Raw genomic sequence first — 18,290 nt, forward strand, 5'->3', positions numbered from 1 at the left:
TTGAAACGCTTGCGATTATTTTGCTGGATTTGGTGCTTGATTAAGGTGTTGTTTAAGCAGGAGCTGGTTCAGTTCGTTCTTTTCTTCTTCACTACGACTGATTTTTTTTGACAGTTCGTTCAGGCGTAAATCATCGATGCGGCTTTCCAGCTTTGGCAGGGCATCGCGTAAAATTTGTTCAGCTTTTTGGATGTCGTTCACGGGATCAGCGTAAGTAATGCCGTTCAGTGTCATTAGGTAGCCGCTGAGTACAGGGTCTTCCTGCCAGTCGACATACAGCGTGCCCAATGTAGCGCGAGGATGGCTTTTTAAATAGTCGATCAGCGCACACAGGAGCGGGATATTGTTTTCTGGAAGTTGATCCAGTTTGACGGGAAGCTCACATAAGCGTGCCAGCGTTGGAAAGTGGAGGAGTAAAGAGATAATGCGTTCACTGAGTTGAACGGTGCCTCTTCCAGAACGCGGCGTGTCAGAGCGACGAGGTTTACTGCTTTGTTGGCTGGGTTGTGGATATGTTGGCAGTAGTTCGGGATCGCCGTAGTCGCCTTCATCGTAATAGTCAGGTACAAAGGAGTCTGGTGCTTGCTGGGGCGGCGGTGCTGCTTGGGTTGCGCTATGCAGGTTTACAACGCTTTCGAGTTGATCCTGAGACAAGCCCGTCAGTTCGCTCACGCGATCCAGCATCATCTGTTTCAGGATGCCGGGTTTCATGGTATGAATCATGGGTAAGGCAGCGCTACTAAATCGAGCACGGCCATCCATGCTGTTCAGATCCATCTCTTCTGAATGGCTTTTAAAGAAGAATTCAGCCAGAGGCAGGCCTTCATCTAGGCGTTTGCTGAACTGCTCTGTGCCTTCTTTTCTCACTAAACTGTCAGGGTCTTCACCGTCCGGCAAAAATAGGAATCGAGCTTCCTGGCCATCTTTAATAACGGGTAGGGTAGTACTGAGGGCGCGTTTAGCGGCTGTGCGGCCGGCTTGATCTCCGTCGAAGCAAAAAATAACTTCGGGTACCATCTTAAACACACGTTCCAGATGTTGTGCTGAAGTAGCAGTGCCTAGTGTGGCAATCGCGTAGTGGATGCCGTATTGAGCGAGTCCAACGACATCCATATACCCTTCTACTATTAGAAGGCGTTCCAGCTTCTGGTTGTGTTTGCGTGCTTCGTAAAGTCCGTAAAGCTCGCGGCCTTTGTGAAACGTCTCCGTTTCGGGTGAATTCAGGTATTTAGGTTTATCGTCGCCCAGAACGCGTCCGCCAAAGGCGATAACCCGCCCGCGCTGATCGCGAATGGGGAACATAATGCGGTTGCGGAAACGATCGTAATCGCTGTTGCGCTCTTCGTTGTGGATAAGTAGTCCGGCCTGCTCAAGCAATTGCCGGTTTTTTTCGTCGTTACCTACTTTTTCTAGGAAGTTATCCCAGCCCGGAGGGGCGAAGCCTATATCAAATGCTTTGGCAGCCTGGCCTGATAAGCCGCGAGACTTTAGGTACTTTACTGCTTGCTCGCGAGCAGGGTGGGAGCGCAATTGCTGAGTATAAAACTGTGAGGCTTGTTCCAGAAGGTCGTATAAAGACTTGAGCTGCTGCTGTTGCTGACGGTTCTGTTGGGATTCCTCGCGCGGAACCTCCATACCTGCCATCTTGGCTAACTCTTCGACCGCTTGGGGGAAATCCAGATGGTCGTATTCCATCATAAAGCCAAGGGCATTGCCGCCCGCGCCACAACCGAAGCAGTAATAGAACTGTTTCTCTTGGTTGGCTGTAAATGATGGTGTCTTCTCTTTATGGAATGGGCAGAGTCCCGAGAAGTTTTTACCGGTGCGCTTTAGCTTTTGGACACGTCCATCCAACACATCGATAATATTTACGCGTGCAAGAAGGTCGTCAATAAAGTGCTGTGGGATGCGTCCGGCCATGTGAGAGCTGCAGCTATGAGTACTGCGGCAGCTTAGCTGGTCAAACGTTGTTTTACGAGTTTAGACGTTTCACCAACGTCAGCGCGGCCTTGAATCTGGGGCTTAACAATCCCCATAACCTTGCCCATATCCTGCATGGACTGGGCACCGCTGGCTGTAATAGCCTGGTCGATCAGATTGCTGATCTCTTCTACTGTTAGCGGTTGCGGCAGGAAAGTTTTAATCACCTCCATCTCCCGTCGCTCCACGTCCGCCAGATCCGGGCGGTCCGCTGCTTCATATTGCGAGATCGAGTCGCGACGCTGTTTAGACATTTTGTCTAGCGTCGCCAAAACTCGAGCATCATCCAGCTCAATGCGTTCATCAACTTCGATGCGCTTTAGTTCGGCGAGCATCATACGAATCGTACCCAGGCGTTCCTTATCTTTGGCACGCATGGCAGCTTTCATCTCAGTGGTGATCTGCTGCTTGAGTTCGGACATCGTAGGCTCTACCTGTTTTAAGCTGGTGAGGATCTTTCTCGTGGATTAGTACAGACGTACGCGACGAGCGTTTTCGCGAGAAACTTTCTTCGCGTGACGTTTAACCGCTGCAGCTGCTTTACGCTTACGAACAGAAGTTGGCTTCTCGTAGAATTCGCGACGGCGAACCTCAGCCAGAACACCTGCTTTTTCGCAAGAACGTTTGAAGCGACGCAGAGCTACGTCAAATGGCTCGTTATCTTTAACTTTTACCGCTGGCATGTGTATACAAACCTTAATTTATTGAGTTAATCCACAGTCTCATCACAGATAGCAAAAAGTCGCACCTGTGGCGAGGGGCAAAATTCTAATGCTGCTTACCATCGATGTAAAGAGCAATACCGTGAAATTTACAGCAGATTGCTGGATAATATCGCTTCCAATCATCAATTACAGTTTAGACAAGATGCGTGTATTAGGAATCGAGACCTCCTGCGACGAAACTGGTGTCGCTATCTATGACAGTGAACAGGGTTTGCTGGGCGATACGTTATACAGTCAGGTGAAGATGCACGCTGAGTATGGCGGTGTTGTGCCAGAGCTGGCCTCCCGTGATCATGTGCGTAAATTAATTCCCCTGATTCGGGAAACGTTCCAGCAAGCCGGATTGGAGCACGGAGACGTTGATGCCATCGCCTATACCGCGGGTCCGGGGTTGATCGGCGCGCTGATGGTCGGTGCTTCAACAGGACGCGCATTAGCACTGGCATGGGACAAACCTGCGATTGCTGTGCATCATATGGAAGGCCATCTTTTGGCGCCTATGCTGGAAGATACTCCACCGGCATTTCCTTTTGTTGCGTTACTGGTGTCGGGTGGTCACACCCAATTAGTGCGTGTGGATGGAATCGGGCGCTATGAGTTGTTGGGTGAATCGCTCGATGATGCAGCAGGGGAAGCGTTTGATAAAGCGGCCAAAATGCTTGGATTGGATTATCCCGGAGGTCCTGAGATAGCACGCTTGGCTGAACTGGGGGATGTCACACGCTTTAAGTTCCCACGGCCAATGACGGACCGTCCCGGTCTGGATATGAGCTTTTCCGGTTTGAAGACGTTTACGCTGAACACCGCCAATGATCATCGTGACGAACAAGGCCAGATCGATGACAAAACAATCGCAGACATTGCGTGTGCATTTGAGCAGGCCGTTGTGGATACCTTAGCCATTAAATGTCGCCGTGCTCTGCAGCAGACAGGCATGAAGCAGCTGGTGATTGCAGGCGGGGTCAGTGCGAACCAGCGGCTGCGTGATCGCCTCGAAGAGATGGTGAAGAAAGAGCGTGCAGGCCTTTATTATGCGCGACCTCGTTTCTGTACGGATAACGGTGCAATGATTGCGTTTGCTGGGTGTCAGCGATTGCAGGCAGGGCAAACAAGTGATCTGACTATTCTGGCACAACCGCGTTGGCCGATGGATACGCTGGAATCAATCTGAGATTAGAAACGACTCTCTGCACCGTGAATGAGTTTGCTGATGTTTTCACGGTGCGTCGTTAAGAGCAGCAGGCTGATCAATAGCACGGGCATCAATAAATTAGGCTGCACAAGCCAGGCAATAATTGGCGAGATCAGTGCGCAGCCTATTGATGCCAGTGACGCTATGCGTCCAATGCTGATCAGTGTTCCCCACAGTATTATCTGAATAATGCCCAAGGGCGGTGAAAGCGCCAGGCAGATACCGACTGCGGTAGCGACTCCCTTCCCGCCATGAAAACGCGCAAACAGTGGATAAAGGTGACCAATTAAGACCGCCAAGGCAGCCCAGCTGGCGGTACTGGGTTCCAGATTCAGCCACTGGGGTAGCGACACGGCACACCAGCCTTTTCCCATATCTCCGAGCAGTGTGAAGAACGCCGCTTTTCTGTTTCCGATGCGCAGTACATTGCTAGCGCCGGGATTACGGGAACCCTGTTGACGAGGATCGGAGATGCCCATACAGTGACACACCAATATGGCGCTCGGCACTGAACCTAGAAGGTAAGCGGTTGCTACCATGAGTGCATTCAGTAACTCCAGCTCGGGCATCGCATAGTCCTACAGGTTGTAAGCATGGATATAGTCTACATTCGTGAACTAGAAGTGGAAACGATCATCGGTATTTATGACTGGGAACGTGAAATACGTCAGACGGTCAGCCTTGATCTGGAAATGGGAACGGATATCCGGCAGGCCGCCGCCACTGAGGTTGTGGATAACACGCTTAACTATAAATCAGTCTCTGAAAAACTGATTGAGTTTGTTAGTAATAGCGACTTCCAGCTGGTGGAAACGATGGCGGAAGAGATCGCTGCACTGGTGATGAATACATTTGGTGTGCGCTGGATTCGTGTCCGGGTTGGTAAGCCTGGAGCGGTACCTGCGGCCAAGGATGTAGGTGTAATCATTGAGCGCGGAGAGCGTTTCTGATGGCTCAAGTGTACGTCAGTATCGGCAGTAATCAGGATCGGTCCCGATATATTCGGGCATCTTTGGATGCGTTGCGTACAGCGTTTGGTGAACTTTTGTTGTCATCCGTTTATGAAAGCGAGGCGGTAGGCTTTGATGGTGACAACTTTTACAATTTAGTGGCGGGGTTTGAGACTGAATTGTCAGTGGGCGAGTTATCGCGTTGTCTTAAAGCCATTGAGGATGACAATGGACGTTGCCGTAAAGGGCCTAAGTTCAGTGGTCGGACGCTGGATATCGATATTTTGACGTACGATGCGTTAACCGGTGATCGCGAAGGTGTGCAGTTACCGCGCAATGAGATTGTTAAAAATGCTTTTGTATTGTTACCACTGGCTGAAATAGCACCCAATGTGCTTCATCCGGTCTTAAAGACGTCATATGCTGAGATGTGGCGGGATTATGATCGTGATCAGCAGTTGTGGAGTGTCGACTTTGAGTGGGCAGGGAAACAAGTTTCGAAAGCGATCTGACACTACGAACAAGCCCCTGGTCTGCACTGCGCGTGCTTAACTGTAGAGTGAGCGCCCACCATCTACCGCTAATACCTGTCCTGTAATAAACGGTGCCGACGCAAGAAAGTAAACCGCGTCGGCGATATCTTTTGGCGTACCGCTGCGTGCCAGTGGCGTCTTGTTCAGGATCTCTTGCTTTGCCGTATCTGTTAATGCGGCTTCCGCTTCTGGCCAGAGAATGGGACCAGGAGATACTCCGTTGATTCGCACTTCGGGCGCTAGGTCTTTTGCCAGTGTCCGCACCATCATCTCAACACCTGCTTTAGCAATTGAGTAGATAGGGTATGCGGGTAAGCCACGTTGAGCATGAATATCGACAAGATTGATCACGGCTCCGTGATTGTTCTTAAGTCCTGGGCTAAGCAGGGAGGTCAGAAAGTAGGCCGCGCGTACGTTGCTGTTGATCAAGTCATCCCACTGATGTTGAGTGCTTTCAGGCAGTGATGTTGGATAGAAGCTGGAGGCGTTATTGATTAGCAGGTCAATGTCGCCAAATTCTTCGCTGACTTGGCTTGCGAGGCGGGTGACTGCGTCCATGTCCGTTAAGTCGGCTTGTAGTGCGTAGGCCGAATCGCTACGTTGTTGATTCAACTCGTCGAGTAATCGGCTTGCATCATCTTGTGAATGGCGATAATGGATAATCACCTGAAAACCACGGCGGTGAAGCGTACGGGTAATCTCCGCGCCGATGCGTCGGGCGCCACCGGTCACTAAGGCTATAGGTGATGAGGTTGGCATGGATATGTCCTGTTAAAAGGTGTCACAAATATGCTGTCGACGCTGGTTCAGCTCTTCGCCCAGCGCTTTTCCTTTAAAGCCTTCGGCCATCAGTTCTTTCGGTTGCAGGGTGTTGAGCTGTGCCAGTAGTGCGTTTATTCGCGCTGACAGCTGTGTATCTATCTCATGCAACGCTTTGCAGCTGACCAGTATCGCTTCCAATCGTTGTGGTCGACGCAGGAGGTCCAAAGCCTGAATTAATCGTAATCGCGTCGCGCCATCAAGATCATCAAATGAAGCAATGTCCTGATGCCACGCTCTGACCTGTTGTGCCTGTTCCAGCCAGACCTTTGGGGTTTTAAGTCGGGCGCAAAACCGATCTATAACATCCTTTGCTTGAGGCAATTCCAGGTGTTGGGTGGACAGTGTCATCAAGCAACTAAAAATGTTTTGTCCGGTACACGCACCAAGCTCACTACAGCGACTTATCACTGCTTCGGTGGTCTGTGTATCGTTGTTGCCGAATAATACGCTCCACTCTGGAAATAAAACGTGCAGCGCATGGCATTGTTGAAGCAGTTTGATATACGCGTAGGGAGTACGCTCGGCCAAAGCACGTTCCGTCTCTTTCCATACGCGTTCTGGCGTGAGGTGGATCAGTTCATCACTTGTGGATAACTGAATCATTAATTCCAGCGTTTCTTCTGCGATTTCGAATCCAAGATGGGCGTATCGCGCATAAAAACGTGCGACCCGAAGTACCCTCAAAGGGTCTTCTGCAAATGCGGGGGAGACATGGCGCAGGATTCGGTTTTGAATGTCTTTTTGGCCGTTATACGGGTCGATCAGTTCACCGTCTTTACTCTGGGCGATCGCATTGATCGTCAGATCGCGGCGGATTAGATCTTCTTCCAGTGTGACATCGGGAGCCGCAAAGTATTCAAACCCGGTATAACCTTTACCGGATTTTCGCTCAGTCCGGGCCAAGGCATACTCTTCGCCCGTTTTGGGATGGATAAAAACCGGGAAGTCTTTACCCACAGGCTGGTAACCCTTGGACAGCATCTCGTCCACAGAGGCCCCCACCACGAGCCAGTCTTTGTCGTAGACAGGGTAGTTGAGTAACTGATCGCGCACTGCGCCACCAACAAGGTAGATCTGCATTTTACTTTTCACACTGGTCAGGGAAGTCGACGCGCCAGGCTTCAAAGCCACCGTTGACGCTGTATACCTCGTCAAAACCTTGTTGAACCAGAAACTGTGCTGCGGACTGACTGCTAATACCGTGATAACAGCAAACGAGGAGTGGTTTATCCATATCTGCGTCCTGCATAAACTGATGCAGGTTATCGTTGTTCACGTTAACCGCATGTGGCATGTGCCCTGCGACGAAGCTTTGTTGATCGCGAATGTCAGCTACTGTGGCGTCTTTCTTAAGCAGTTCAAGTGCCTGGGCGGTTGAGATGCAGCTGTATTGATCCATAGTGATATACCTTCATAAACGTATTACTTCAGTGTCTTAAAGCTCAATCTTACGCAATGCTGAGCAGTCGCAACTGAAGCGGGCACGATCTTCTAAGCGCAATGCGGTAAGCTGGTTTCCCCAGACGCAACCTGTATCCAGCGCAAAGACGTTTTCATCATCTGCACTTCCCTCCAGTGCGGCCCAGTGACCAAACAGAATGGGTAGGTTATCCGCTTTGCGTGGATGCATAAACCAAGGCTTGTAACCTTTGGGTTGAGTGTCCAGGCTACCCTTGGTTTTTAGTTCCAGTGTGCCTTGTTTGTCGCAAAAACGCATCCGAGTCAGATAGTTTGTAATCACACGAAGTCGGTCCCAACCGTCCAGGCTGGAATCCCAGCGGTCAGGTTTGTTGCCGTACATGTGTTCAAAATAATCCGCAGCCGCATCGCTTTTCAAAACAGCTTCAACTTCTGCGGAACGTTTACGTGCGTTTTTCAGAGACCAGTCGGGCGGAATGCCAGCGTGGGCCATCGCATAACCAAGTGTCTCGTCAACAATCAGAAGCGGCTGTTGTCGCAACCAGTCCATCAGTTCTTTGCGATCAGGCGCGTCAAGAATCGGTTGCAGCGTATCACTGCGACGTTGATGGGTTTTTCCATAATGGACGGCGAGCAGGTGCAGGTCATGATTGCCCAGTACGATCCGAACCTGACTGCCCAGCGATTTTAGAAAGCGCAGTGTTTCTAACGACTTGGGTCCGCGATTGACCAGATCGCCCGCAATCCAGAGACAATCGTTTTTGTTGAATTCAATACGTTCCAAGAGCTGCAGTAGTTGATCGAAACAGCCTTGAATATCACCCAATGCGTAGGTCGACATTACTGGTGAAATCTCCTGTATCTAGGTCTGGGGCGGGGGCTTAGCGGATGGTTGATGAGACCGGGATAATCGGTCTCATCATGTAGCGGAGTTAGTGCAGGGCGTTCGGGGTCGCAAGAGTAAACGGGGTGATTGGGGCGTTAAACGTGATGCCATCATCACCGCGCATCTCATAATGTCCCTGCATACTGCCAACACTGGTGGCCAGCACGGTACCGCTGGTATAGCTGTAGCTATCCTCCGGAGCGATCAGCGGTTGTTCACCGACGACACCTTCACCTTCGACTTCCTGAGAATGCTCGTTACCATCAATGATCAGCCAGCGCCGGCTTAACAGCTGCACGGGCTGGTCGAGGTGATTGGTAATTGTAATGTGGTAAGAGAAAACATACCGCTTGCTGTCTGGATCAGATTGATCAGACAGGTAGTTGGTTTCTACCTTGATGTTTATGTTCTCTTCCGGGTTCTCGATCTGCATAGACTGTGCTTAACCGTTTTGATTCTTTTGTTGGTAGATATAATCACTGATACGAACAAACTGTTCCAGTGTAATACGTTCTGGACGCAGACCAGGATCGATCTCTAGTGTTTCCAGCGTGTCAGCGCTGACTAAGCCTTTCATGTTGTTACGCAGCGTCTTGCGGCGCATGGTAAAGGCTGTGCGAACCACATTCTGCAGCGTGGGTACGTCCTGCGCTTCAAATGGCAGTGTCTCATAAGGTGTCAGGCGAATGATAGCCGAATCCACCTTTGGTGCAGGATTAAACGCGCCTGGCGGAACTACGAAAAGCGGTTCAACCTGACAGTAGTATTGGGTCATTATACCCAGACGACCGTAGTTGTTCTCACCGGCACCCGCTGCCATACGATCCACAACCTCTTTCTGCAGCATAAAATGCATATCCTGAACACGACCTGCGTGAGTCAGCAGGTGGAAGATCAGTTGTGTCGAGATGTTGTAGGGCAGGTTACCAACGATGCGCAGCGGACGCTCATCTTCGCACAGTGTAGCGAAGTCGAATTTCATCGCGTCTGTTTCAAAAATGCGAAACTTGTCACCGTAGTTAAAGAACTTTGTACGCAGAATTGGCGGCAGGTCACGATCCAGCTCAATCGCATCCAGCGCACCCGCTTCCGCAAGCAGCTCTTCGGTGAGCGCGCCTAGACCGGGACCAATTTCGACAAGGTGGTCTGACTCGTGCGGAGCAATAGAACGAATGATCCGGCGGATAACGCCGTGATCATGCAGGAAGTTTTGCCCGAAGCGTTTACGGGCTTTATGCATTGCAGGTTTTTTGCTCATTAGAATCAGTACTTAGATTGACGGTGTGCTGCCATCTCGGCAGCATAGTCGATTGCTGTTAGCAGGCTGCCACTATCTGCTTGGCCGGAGCCAGCCAGATCCAGCGCCGTGCCGTGATCAACCGATGTGCGGATAATCGGCATGCCAAGTGTAACATTAACCGCGCGGCCAAAGCCTTTGTATTTCAAAACCGGCAGGCCCTGATCGTGATACATGGCCAGAGCAGCATCGGCTGTCGCCAGATACTTTTCTGTAAATAGGGTATCTGCAGGCAGTGGTCCGGACAGGTTCATGCCTCTTGCGCGCAGCTTCTCCAGCACAGGTTCGATCACGTTGATCTCCTCCATACCCAGATGGCCGCCTTCGCCAGCATGTGGATTGAGCCCGGCAACCAGGATGTGGGGATTTGGTAATCCGAATGAGGTTTGGAGATCCTGGTGTAATACCTCTATCACTTCGGTCAACAGCTCCGGCGTGATGCTGTCAGCGATCTCTCGCAAAGGGAGGTGTGTGGTTGCCAATGCGACACGTAGCCCTTCGGTGGCCAGCATCATCACAACTTTTGACGTGTGCGTCAGCTCTTCGAGAAACTCGGTGTGGCCGCTAAAAGGGATGCCTGCGTCGTTAATAATGCCTTTGTGAACCGGCGCTGTAACCAAACCGTGGAACGTCTCGTTCAGGCAGCCTTCGGTCGCCAGTCTCAGTGTCTCAAGTACATAGGTGCTGTTCTGAGCATCAAGCTGACCGGCCTGTGCGGCTACTGGCAACTTGACCGGAAGTACGGTCAGAGTGCCTTTTGGCGTTGATTGCGCGGGTTTCAGAGGATCAAAAGTTCTGATATTCAGCGGCAGGTTGAGTGCCTGAGCACGGTCAGTGAGCAGTTCAGGGTCAGCGATGATGACCAGTTCGTGCGGATGTCCGTGTTGGGCGATTTGGATACATAGATCAGGGCCGATACCCGCAGGTTCACCTGCGGTTACGGCCAGTCGGAGGCTATTCAAGTGGCTGAGGCCCTTTACTCTTTGATTTCAATATACGCCTGAGAATGAATCTCGCGCAGCCAGTTTTCCAACTCTTCGTTGAAACGACGCTTACGAATGCTGTTACGTGCCCGATTCTCAATCATCTCGGTGCCTACATCCTGAGTACGTCGATCCTGTACCCATAGAATGTGCCAGCCAAACTTAGTCTGAAAAGGCTCAGATAGTTGGCCAATAGGCGTTGAATTCATCATCTGTTCGAATTCTGGAACCATCTGCCCATTTTGAGTCCAGCCCATGCTGCCGCCTTCCGAACCGCTACCCGGGTCATCGCTATATTCTTTCGCTAACTGCGCAAAGGGCTCTCCCTGTTGCAGACGTTGCGCTAACTCCCGGATCTTCAGACGGGTCTGAGCATTGCTGCGAATTTCAGAGGGTTTTAAGAGGATGTGGCTAACCTGAGTTTGATTAATCAGAACCTTTTCGCCACCCCGTGTATCGTTAACCTTGATGATATGAAAACCACCCGGTGTACGAATCGGTGGGGTGATGGTGCCAGCCTCTGTGTTTTTCAGCGCAGCACTGAGCTGCAGCGGCAGTTCATTGAGTTTACGCCAGCCTAATTCGCCACCTTTAAGGGCGTTAGGCGCATTGGAGTAGCTGATAGCAGACTGAGCAAAGTCTTTACCTGACTTGAGCTCCAGGTAGAGCGCTTTGGCTTTCTTCTCTGCTTCCTGAATCATTGCAGGACTGGCTTGCGTTGGAACGGCAAAGAGAATGTTGCTCAGGTTAAATTCAGGGTTTGAGGTGGCTTTGCCTTCATCGGACTCGAGGTAATTCAGCAAATCTTGTTCCGTAACACGGATGCGGCTGTTGACCACACTGCGCTGTACCTGAGTGATCAACAACTCGCGACGGATTTGTTCACGTACGGTGTCGAAGCTTTTTCCTTCAGCGACGATCGCTTCACGGAATTGATCCAGCGACATGTTGTTTTGTCGCGCAATATTCTCCAGAGACAGAGCAAGCTGACGATCAGAGATGCGGATGCCACGTTGCTGCGCTAGCTGCAACTGAAGGCTGTCGAGAACTAAGCGATCCAACACTTGTTTACGCAGTACGCTGTACTGTGGTTGAGCGGTATCTCGCTCGCGCAGTTGATCGCGAATGGTATCGATACGGGCGTTCAGCTCGCTTTGTAACACGATGCCATCATTTACAATCGCGACAACGCGATCAAGCGGGATTTCCTGTGCGTGGGCCGACAGGGAAATCAGAGTACTTGCAATGGTTGCTGCAACCAGCTTGCCGAGCTTAAAAGTCATCTTGCTCATCTCGTTCTTCAAAACCAGTTATATCTTCAAGGAAGCCTACACTGCCGCTATTGACTGAACCCAGTCCTTTCAGGATAAAGCGAAGGTAAACACCATCATCAAATTCGTCGTTCGTGGTGGTTAGCCAGCGACGACCATAAAACTGCAGCTTCCAGCAGCAGCTTTCATATTCAACACCAAGGACTGTTTCCAGATCCTGTTCTGCTTCAAGATCACGCTGCCAGCGTCCCAACGCTGTTACACGTTCGGTGAGTGGCCAGATAAACTGCAAATCAGTCTGATCGCGGACATTTTCTTCAAAGCGATAGCTAAAGTTAAAACGCTGATCGTTACTCGCTTTATATGCAAGGCGGACGTTGGTCTCTTTTGCTTCGAAGTCAGAGTAGGCTAACACATTGTCCAGTGTGATACGCAAACGCGAGTTATAGTTCCATACGGCCTGAGTGGCGAAATCCGACTGATTGGATGTTTCGACTGTGCCGCCATTAAGAATGACATCCCGGTCATCAAAATAAAACGCCTGGCCGATACTGAAATTAAAAGACTCGTAGCCGTCTTCTTGCAGAAAACGCGTCGTCAGACCTAAAGACACCTGCTGTGCATCACCGATACGGTCACGACCACTGAAACGGTTGTAGCGGAACAGGGACTGGTAGTCAAAATCGAGTAAGGATGTATCGAAATCGGGCGCCTCGCTCTGATCTTTATCTGGGACGTATAGCCCAAAGAAGCGTGGTTCTAATGTTTGAATCCCACCCGTAGGCAGGTTGCGTTCGAATATCAGGCTGCTATCCAAACTGGCGATAGGAACACTGTAGGTCGGTGAGTTATCAGCGCCGCTGACCTGGTCTTTCAGTTCATACTGAGTATTCCAGAGTCTCAAACTGGGGGTGACGTAACCATAGCTACGGCCAAAGCGTTGGCTGATTGCAGGAGCCAGATGAATACGACTGCCCGTAATGCGGTCGTTGCCTGTTAGATTGGTGATATCGCGGTCAAAGTAAACATATTCGCTCAGATATGTCAGTTGGGTGCGATCCCATTCGTAGTTACCCTGTAACTGGAATTGAGGGAGGCGTCGATAGGGCGCGGTTCCGTCAACGAGTGTCTGATAGCTATGCAAGCGTGCTAGCGCGTTCCAATTCTGAGCGTGGTAGGCAAGTTCGCCACGGCGGTCCAGATTTGATTCCCTCTGCACATCAAGATCTGTTGTCAGATCATCGAAATAGTTGTCATCGCTGACGGCGGTATAATCCACATAGGCGCTCCAACCCTGTGCAGGCTGCCCTTGGTGATGGACGCTAAGCAACCAGCGATCGTCGTTTGCCAACTCATCGTCAGGAAGATACGCGACGCCTAACTCAGATTTATTCTGATGGTTCAGATAGCGGAATTCATTTTCCAGCATGACACCGCGATTACTAATCCAGCGAGGTGTCAATGTATCGTCGTAGTTGGGAGCAAGATTAAAGTAGTACGGTGCTGTCAGATCTAAGCCATCAGATTGCGTATACCCGATGCTTGGATACAGGAAACCACTCTTTCTTTGATCATCAATCGGGAATGTCAGGATCGGGGAGTAGAAAATAGGTACCGGCCCAACCTTGAGCGTGGCATGTTTTGCTGTACCAAAGCCGGATTCTCGATCCAGCTCAATATTGCTTGCGCTTAGCTTCCAGTCTTCATTGCCAGGCGGACAAAACGTGTAATTGCCTTCTGCTAATGTGACGTGGGTATTGGAGTTGCGCTGAATTTCTTCCGCTGAGCCGCGTAGATGGCTTTCATGAAAAACAAACTGGGCATTGCGGAAATTACCTTGGTTAGTTTCCATATTGATTGTGGCGTCAGAGGCGATCATCAAAACACCGGGTTCACGGAAAACAACATCATCTGTGAAGTGCGCTTCGCTCCTGCTCTGATCAACGTTTGCGGATTCCGCTGATAATCGGCGAGCGCCCTGTCTGAGGTTGACCCCCTCGCGCAATTTGGTTAAGCCACCCAACTCGGCTTGTGATTTGCCCGCATCAAGATAGACCGGTGGGTCTGTTTCATCTTCGTCGCCGTGAACCTTAAACTCAGGTTCGACGTAACGACCGCTGCAAACCATATCCCGTTGACGAACCTGAACCCAGTCCAGCGACTTGTAATTTGGAAGGGATTTGGCATTGGCGGCCAGAGGTGCTTTGATCGATCCGGTTGGACGTAATTCGGGAGCCGGTTTATTGGCACAGTCCCAGTTGCTACTTTTATTGGCAGAACAGTCCCAGATCTGATCAGATGTGTTTGCTAACCCTAGTTGTGGATACGCTATAGCCGCGACGGCCATGGCCACACAGTAAGATAAGGGTTTGATTGAGGGCATATCAACATGTTCCTTCTGGCTGAATACCGGGTCGCCCGGTTTCTCGCCGACCCCCTGTCGCGTAAGATACGGCAGGTCGTGAATAATAAACATTCAAGAGAATATGTGCTAGAGGATCAGGCGGAATGGATCCACGTTTAAGTGAATTGAAGAGCTGGTCGGCGCAGATGCTGGATCAGTTGGGTGAAACGCTGAGTGACAACTGGCAATGCAGTGTTGTTGCCGGGGATGCGAGCTTTCGCCGATATTTTCGTATTACCGACGGTGATCGAACCTGGATTGTTGTAGATGCGCCCCCCGAGAAAGAGGACAGTCAGCCATTTGTTGAAGTGGCCCGCTGTTGGCGGGAGCTGGATGTGAATGTCCCGGATATCAAAGCGGACGATCTACAGCAAGGTTTTATGTTGCTGGAGGATTTTGGCGATATCCAGTTTTTACCCGAGCTATCTCCCGAGACGGCAGATGCGCTGTACGGTAGGGCATTCGCTGAGTTGCTAAAGCTACAGCGCTGTATGGGTTTGGCCGCGCGTGAATTACCGCCCTATGATGCAGCGATGTTGCAGCGGGAAGTTGATCTGTTTCGTGACTGGTTCCTGACGGAACTCTTACAGGTCAGTCTTTCTGATACTGATGGGCAGGCTTTGGATCAGTTTTTCTCGACACTGATCAATTCGGCGCTGGAGCAGCCCCAGGTATGTGTCCATCGGGATTATCACTCCCGCAACCTGATGTTGTGTAGTGAGAATCGTGTGGGTGTCATCGATTTTCAGGATGCAGTGATGGGACCGGTCACCTACGATCTGGTCTCTCTGCTGAGAGACTGTTATATCGCCTGGCCGGATCAGGATGTTGAGCGCTGGTTGTCTCAATACTGGGAGCTGGTACAGCAAGATCGCCCTGACCAGTTGGGTGAAATCGATCTGGAGCAGTTCCGGATTTGGTTTGATCGAATGGGTATGCAGCGTCATCTGAAAGCGGTGGGGATCTTTGCCCGGTTGAAAATACGTGATGGCAAAGCCGGTTATTTGCAGGATATCCCACGTACGATGAGTTATCTGCTGGATGTTGGTGGGCGCTATCCAGAGCATCAGGGCATCGTTGAGTGGTTGCGTGCAGACGTCGTACCTTTGATGTCTAGTTCGGGGCTGTTTGATCAAGATGCCATGCAGCGGTGGCTCGACTGATGCGTGCGATGATTCTTGCGGCGGGCCTTGGAACACGCATGCGCCCGCTGACGCTTGATACGCCTAAACCGCTGTTGAAGATCGCCAATCAACCGATGATTGAGCACCATATTCTGCGCTTAAAAGCAGCCGGGTTTACTCATCTGGTGATCAATCATGCCTGGTTAGGCGAACAGATTGAGGCGTATCTGGGGGATGGGCAGCGATTAGGTGTTGAGATCGTTTATTCAGCGGAATCTGAGCCGCTGGAAACGGCGGGTGGGATCGCTAAAGCCTTGCCGCTGTTATCGCCAGACGGTCATAGTCCGTTTGCAGTGATTAATGGTGATATTTACTGTGACTATCCTTTTGCCCAATTACCGTTGATGCTGGACGCCCCTAAAATAGCGCATCTGGTGCTGGTGGATAACCCCGAGCATAATCCGGCAGGTGATTTCGCTCTGCAAGCAGGATCTGTAGTGGATGAATCGGCGGACACTCGTAAACTGACTTTTAGTGGGATCAGTGTGCTTTCACCGGCACTCTTTGAGGGTATCCGTTCAGGAGAAAAGGCCGCATTGGCGCCATTGCTAAGGGCTGCTATCAGTGAAGGTAAAGTCAGTGGCGAGCACCATCCGGGTTACTGGGTAGATGTGGGTACACCAGAACGACTGACAGAAGTTGATCAATTTGTGAGGGAACAAAATGGCGTTTGATCCAGAGACCGCTGGACGTAGTCTGGCTGAGTCGCTTAAAAGACATCGCACCAGTATCTTGCTGGGTAGTGTGATTGGTCTGTTCACCGGAGGGCCAGCGGGTCTGGTTATGGGTGGGCTATTTGGATACTTTGCCAGTCGTTTGTTGCTTGGGGCGGTAAAAGCGTTTCATCCGCAGCGGGCGTTATTTAAAGCGACGTTTTCGGTCATGGGTAAGGTGGCTAAAGCTGACGGTCGGGTGAGTGAAAACGAGATTGCCTTTGCCAGTGCCTTGATGAATCAGATGCGGTTGACGGGCGAAAAGCGTCAGGAAGCGATTGACCAGTTTAACGCGGGTAAAGAAGCTGATTTTGATATCGCTGAAGCGCTGAAACCCTTAGCGGTTTATCTGCGCCATCGTCCTGATGTGCGAATGTTCTTTGTTGAGGTCCAGTTGCAGGCTGCTTTTGCAGACGGTGAAGTCAGTGCTGCGGAGTTGGAAGTTATCCAGCAAGTATGTGCGCACTTACAAATGACCAAGCAGGAAGTGGAGATGCTGGTGGCGCGGATGCAGGCACAGCAATCCTTCCATCAACAGGGGCAGCAAGGTTTTGCAGGTCCACAAGCGGCTCAGATGCTGGATGCTGCGTATCGTGTACTCGGTGTTGAGGCCGAGGCGACGGATGCCGAGGTGAAGAAAGCCTACCGTAAACTGATGAGTCAGCATCATCCGGATAAACTGGTGTCTAAAGGCCTGCCGGAAGAGATGGTTACGATGGCGAAAGAAAAATCACAAGAGATTCAGGCAGCGTATGAACAGGTTCGTCGTGCCCGTAAAGCGGCAGGATAAACGTGGGTATAGTTTGGCGTGGGCTACCGACCCGGAGCAGTTTCTGATTTAGCGTTGTCTGCTTCTTCTATCTCTTTTGCAATCTCTACTGATTGCATAGGCGCCAGAATATGGCGCCTGATCAATCCATCGACTTGCTGACCTAGCCAGCGCTCCTGTTTTTCCCAATCCTGATAACGATTACTTAGACGACGTTGCATGTAGTGCGTCAACTGGTTGCGGCGTGCCCAGCGCAAACGTTGTTTGGGCGGCGCTTCAAACAGGGTCGTGGACGATGGCTCACCCTGGTAGATATCAACCACCGGGACCATTAAAGCGGGAATCAGTTCTGCCAACACTGGAGCACCATCAACCGACGGTGTCGCAGGGTTAATGATCACCAGTCCAAGTGAGTTAACGGCTTCTTGATTGTCTTTTACAAACTGACTCGCCCATACTGCGCCGCTGCCTACACCGATTGCTACAATACGCTCAGCCCCGCGTTGTATGAGTGTATTGAGCGCGGTGTTTGCCAACCCCTGGATCCGTTCCGGATAGGGCCGTATCAGAGCCGTATCGGTTGTGGTATCAGGAAGGGATGAGGCGGGTATGGCTGCGTCTGGTACAGCAGCTTTCGTGACCTCTTCGGTGCTGCCTTCTTCTCCGTTGCTCCCGCTCTGTTTTACCAGCTGCAATACGGGTAACGTCCGTTTGGGGGGGAGCAGGGTAGGTGGTGTTGGTAGCTGCAGTGATAAGGTATTCCAACCCTGATCACTCAGCTGTAAACGCAGTGGACGTGCATAGTCGGGCCAATCTGCGTGCGTGCCTTCGCTGGGAAATAAAATAATTCCGCCCAATGCTTCGGGTTGGCTCTGTGGGTAAAACAAGCCGATAGTTCGGTCATCACTGCTTTCAAGCCAGATTACTTCTGTTTCCGGACTGTTGTTCTTTACCAGTTCTTGTAAGCGGCTCAGATCAGGTGAAGGTTCCGTACGCGGGCCTACAACGGTTGGTATTGGTGGTGGTGTGGCTGCCGATGTATCCGGAGCTTCTTCAGCGGGCGTTTCTGTTGTTGAAGGCGTGGATTCCTCAGCCGCGACGAGGGGGGCTGAAAATATAAGGCTCAGGAAAAAGCATAGGCGGATAATAGGTCGGTTCATGG

Annotated in this window: 20 protein-coding genes; 6 read left to right on the top strand and 14 right to left on the bottom strand. The window is 51.1% G+C overall.

Annotated features, from left to right (window positions below; genetic code table 11):
• Positions 1 to 15: 15 nt before the first annotated feature.
• Genes dnaG through rpsU form a run of 3 tightly spaced genes read right to left on the bottom strand, consistent with a single transcriptional unit; the run spans position 16 to position 2,663 of the window.
• A complete protein-coding gene (gene dnaG / locus IOQ59_RS04090; RefSeq protein WP_193951989.1) occupies positions 16 to 1,920 on the bottom strand; it encodes a DNA primase in 1,905 nt (634 codons plus the stop codon).
• Between the two features lie 32 nt (positions 1,921 to 1,952).
• Entirely contained in the window at positions 1,953 to 2,402 is a 450-nt protein-coding gene (locus IOQ59_RS04095; protein WP_193951990.1) for a GatB/YqeY domain-containing protein, read from the bottom strand.
• Between the two features lie 45 nt (positions 2,403 to 2,447).
• Positions 2,448 to 2,663: a 30S ribosomal protein S21 gene (rpsU, locus tag IOQ59_RS04100; protein WP_193951991.1), complete on the bottom strand. Its 216-nt coding sequence runs from the start codon at positions 2,661 to 2,663 to the stop codon at positions 2,448 to 2,450.
• 184 nt (positions 2,664 to 2,847) lie between these two features.
• Between rpsU and tsaD the strand changes: the two genes are divergently transcribed.
• Positions 2,848 to 3,876 carry a tRNA (adenosine(37)-N6)-threonylcarbamoyltransferase complex transferase subunit TsaD gene (tsaD, locus tag IOQ59_RS04105; RefSeq protein ID WP_193951992.1) on the top strand — a complete coding sequence of 343 codons (1,029 nt, stop codon included), beginning with the start codon at positions 2,848 to 2,850 and terminating at the stop codon, positions 3,874 to 3,876.
• 2 nt (positions 3,877 to 3,878) lie between these two features.
• Here the strand turns inward: tsaD and plsY are convergent, their stop codons facing one another.
• The gene (gene plsY, locus IOQ59_RS04110) at positions 3,879 to 4,466 is read right to left on the bottom strand and encodes a glycerol-3-phosphate 1-O-acyltransferase PlsY (RefSeq protein WP_228050676.1); all 588 of its coding nucleotides are present in this window, start codon (positions 4,464 to 4,466) and stop codon (positions 3,879 to 3,881) included.
• A gap of 24 nt (positions 4,467 to 4,490) precedes the next feature.
• On the opposite strand from plsY, the gene folB reads away from it, so the two are divergent.
• Together folB and folK are read left to right on the top strand one after the other, a co-directional pair.
• Positions 4,491 to 4,847, top strand: a complete 357-nt coding sequence (gene folB, locus IOQ59_RS04115) for a dihydroneopterin aldolase (RefSeq protein ID WP_193951993.1) — start codon at positions 4,491 to 4,493, stop codon at positions 4,845 to 4,847.
• Positions 4,847 to 5,359, top strand: coding sequence for a 2-amino-4-hydroxy-6-hydroxymethyldihydropteridine diphosphokinase (gene folK, locus IOQ59_RS04120; RefSeq protein WP_193951994.1), 513 nt, complete (start codon positions 4,847 to 4,849; stop codon positions 5,357 to 5,359). The genes folB and folK overlap by 1 nt, the downstream gene beginning before the upstream one ends.
• 36 nt (positions 5,360 to 5,395) lie before the next feature.
• On the opposite strand, the gene IOQ59_RS04125 is transcribed toward folK, so the two are convergent.
• The 9 genes from IOQ59_RS04125 to IOQ59_RS04165 all read right to left on the bottom strand — a co-directional run bounded on the left by IOQ59_RS04125 (position 5,396) and on the right by IOQ59_RS04165 (position 14,534).
• Positions 5,396 to 6,139, bottom strand: a complete 744-nt coding sequence (locus IOQ59_RS04125) for a pteridine reductase (RefSeq protein WP_193951995.1) — start codon at positions 6,137 to 6,139, stop codon at positions 5,396 to 5,398.
• A 12-nt stretch (positions 6,140 to 6,151) separates the two neighbouring features.
• A complete protein-coding gene (locus IOQ59_RS04130) occupies positions 6,152 to 7,282 on the bottom strand; it encodes a tRNA nucleotidyltransferase/poly(A) polymerase-related protein (protein WP_193951996.1) in 1,131 nt (376 codons plus the stop codon).
• Between the two features lies 1 nt (position 7,283).
• Complete coding sequence (gene glpE, locus IOQ59_RS04135) at positions 7,284 to 7,601, bottom strand: thiosulfate sulfurtransferase GlpE (protein WP_193951997.1); 318 nt, start codon at positions 7,599 to 7,601, stop codon at positions 7,284 to 7,286.
• Between the two features lie 36 nt (positions 7,602 to 7,637).
• A complete protein-coding gene (locus IOQ59_RS04140; RefSeq protein ID WP_193951998.1) occupies positions 7,638 to 8,462 on the bottom strand; it encodes a symmetrical bis(5'-nucleosyl)-tetraphosphatase in 825 nt (274 codons plus the stop codon).
• Positions 8,463 to 8,553: 91 nt separating this feature from the next.
• Positions 8,554 to 8,940 (bottom strand): Co2+/Mg2+ efflux facilitator ApaG/CorD, encoded by a 387-nt coding sequence (gene apaG, locus IOQ59_RS04145; protein ID WP_193951999.1) that lies wholly within the window; start codon positions 8,938 to 8,940, stop codon positions 8,554 to 8,556.
• A 9-nt stretch (positions 8,941 to 8,949) separates the two neighbouring features.
• Complete coding sequence (rsmA, locus tag IOQ59_RS04150; protein WP_193952000.1) at positions 8,950 to 9,765, bottom strand: 16S rRNA (adenine(1518)-N(6)/adenine(1519)-N(6))-dimethyltransferase RsmA; 816 nt, start codon at positions 9,763 to 9,765, stop codon at positions 8,950 to 8,952.
• A 5-nt stretch (positions 9,766 to 9,770) separates the two neighbouring features.
• The gene (gene pdxA, locus IOQ59_RS04155; protein WP_193952001.1) at positions 9,771 to 10,766 is read right to left on the bottom strand and encodes a 4-hydroxythreonine-4-phosphate dehydrogenase PdxA; all 996 of its coding nucleotides are present in this window, start codon (positions 10,764 to 10,766) and stop codon (positions 9,771 to 9,773) included.
• A 14-nt stretch (positions 10,767 to 10,780) separates the two neighbouring features.
• Positions 10,781 to 12,079: a peptidylprolyl isomerase gene (locus tag IOQ59_RS04160; RefSeq protein WP_228050677.1), complete on the bottom strand. Its 1,299-nt coding sequence runs from the start codon at positions 12,077 to 12,079 to the stop codon at positions 10,781 to 10,783.
• Positions 12,060 to 14,534: an LPS-assembly protein LptD gene (locus tag IOQ59_RS04165; RefSeq protein ID WP_193952002.1), complete on the bottom strand. Its 2,475-nt coding sequence runs from the start codon at positions 14,532 to 14,534 to the stop codon at positions 12,060 to 12,062. The genes IOQ59_RS04160 and IOQ59_RS04165 overlap by 20 nt, the downstream gene beginning before the upstream one ends.
• Before the next feature lie 32 nt (positions 14,535 to 14,566).
• On the opposite strand from IOQ59_RS04165, the gene IOQ59_RS04170 reads away from it, so the two are divergent.
• Genes IOQ59_RS04170 through djlA form a run of 3 tightly spaced genes read left to right on the top strand, consistent with a single transcriptional unit; the run spans position 14,567 to position 17,149 of the window.
• Complete coding sequence (locus tag IOQ59_RS04170) at positions 14,567 to 15,625, top strand: aminoglycoside phosphotransferase family protein (protein WP_193952003.1); 1,059 nt, start codon at positions 14,567 to 14,569, stop codon at positions 15,623 to 15,625.
• On the top strand, positions 15,625 to 16,320 hold the full coding sequence (murU, locus tag IOQ59_RS04175) for an N-acetylmuramate alpha-1-phosphate uridylyltransferase MurU (RefSeq protein WP_193952004.1): 696 nt from the start codon (positions 15,625 to 15,627) through the stop codon (positions 16,318 to 16,320). Before IOQ59_RS04170 ends, murU begins: the two co-directional genes overlap by 1 nt.
• Positions 16,310 to 17,149 carry a co-chaperone DjlA gene (gene djlA, locus IOQ59_RS04180; protein WP_193952005.1) on the top strand — a complete coding sequence of 280 codons (840 nt, stop codon included), beginning with the start codon at positions 16,310 to 16,312 and terminating at the stop codon, positions 17,147 to 17,149. Before murU ends, djlA begins: the two co-directional genes overlap by 11 nt.
• 23 nt (positions 17,150 to 17,172) lie before the next feature.
• Here djlA and IOQ59_RS04185 read toward each other — a convergent pair whose 3' ends face one another.
• A complete protein-coding gene (locus tag IOQ59_RS04185; protein WP_193952006.1) occupies positions 17,173 to 18,288 on the bottom strand; it encodes a DUF3530 family protein in 1,116 nt (371 codons plus the stop codon).
• Positions 18,289 to 18,290: the final 2 nt, after the last annotated feature.

This window comes from Pontibacterium sinense (assembly GCF_015209595.1).
In the GTDB taxonomy this organism is placed as follows: Bacteria; Pseudomonadota; Gammaproteobacteria; order Pseudomonadales; family Balneatricaceae; genus Pontibacterium; species Pontibacterium sinense.

Excerpts from the sequence above, each read along its gene's own strand:
- dnaG (WP_193951989.1), bottom strand. The coding sequence starts at position 1,920 with ATGGCCGGACGCATCCCACAGCACTTTATTGACGACCTTCTTGCACGC.
- IOQ59_RS04095 (WP_193951990.1), bottom strand. The coding sequence starts at position 2,402 with ATGTCCGAACTCAAGCAGCAGATCACCACTGAGATGAAAGCTGCCATG.
- rpsU (WP_193951991.1), bottom strand. The coding sequence starts at position 2,663 with ATGCCAGCGGTAAAAGTTAAAGATAACGAGCCATTTGACGTAGCTCTG.
- tsaD (WP_193951992.1), top strand. The coding sequence starts at position 2,848 with ATGCGTGTATTAGGAATCGAGACCTCCTGCGACGAAACTGGTGTCGCT.
- plsY (WP_228050676.1), bottom strand. The coding sequence starts at position 4,466 with ATGCCCGAGCTGGAGTTACTGAATGCACTCATGGTAGCAACCGCTTAC.
- folB (WP_193951993.1), top strand. The coding sequence starts at position 4,491 with ATGGATATAGTCTACATTCGTGAACTAGAAGTGGAAACGATCATCGGT.
- folK (WP_193951994.1), top strand. The coding sequence starts at position 4,847 with ATGGCTCAAGTGTACGTCAGTATCGGCAGTAATCAGGATCGGTCCCGA.
- IOQ59_RS04125 (WP_193951995.1), bottom strand. The coding sequence starts at position 6,139 with ATGCCAACCTCATCACCTATAGCCTTAGTGACCGGTGGCGCCCGACGC.
- IOQ59_RS04130 (WP_193951996.1), bottom strand. The coding sequence starts at position 7,282 with ATGCAGATCTACCTTGTTGGTGGCGCAGTGCGCGATCAGTTACTCAAC.
- glpE (WP_193951997.1), bottom strand. The coding sequence starts at position 7,601 with ATGGATCAATACAGCTGCATCTCAACCGCCCAGGCACTTGAACTGCTT.
- IOQ59_RS04140 (WP_193951998.1), bottom strand. The coding sequence starts at position 8,462 with ATGTCGACCTACGCATTGGGTGATATTCAAGGCTGTTTCGATCAACTA.
- apaG (WP_193951999.1), bottom strand. The coding sequence starts at position 8,940 with ATGCAGATCGAGAACCCGGAAGAGAACATAAACATCAAGGTAGAAACC.
- rsmA (WP_193952000.1), bottom strand. The coding sequence starts at position 9,765 with ATGAGCAAAAAACCTGCAATGCATAAAGCCCGTAAACGCTTCGGGCAA.
- IOQ59_RS04160 (WP_228050677.1), bottom strand. The coding sequence starts at position 12,079 with ATGAGCAAGATGACTTTTAAGCTCGGCAAGCTGGTTGCAGCAACCATT.
- IOQ59_RS04165 (WP_193952002.1), bottom strand. The coding sequence starts at position 14,534 with ATGTTTATTATTCACGACCTGCCGTATCTTACGCGACAGGGGGTCGGC.
- IOQ59_RS04170 (WP_193952003.1), top strand. The coding sequence starts at position 14,567 with ATGGATCCACGTTTAAGTGAATTGAAGAGCTGGTCGGCGCAGATGCTG.
- murU (WP_193952004.1), top strand. The coding sequence starts at position 15,625 with ATGCGTGCGATGATTCTTGCGGCGGGCCTTGGAACACGCATGCGCCCG.
- djlA (WP_193952005.1), top strand. The coding sequence starts at position 16,310 with ATGGCGTTTGATCCAGAGACCGCTGGACGTAGTCTGGCTGAGTCGCTT.
- IOQ59_RS04185 (WP_193952006.1), bottom strand. The coding sequence starts at position 18,288 with ATGAACCGACCTATTATCCGCCTATGCTTTTTCCTGAGCCTTATATTT.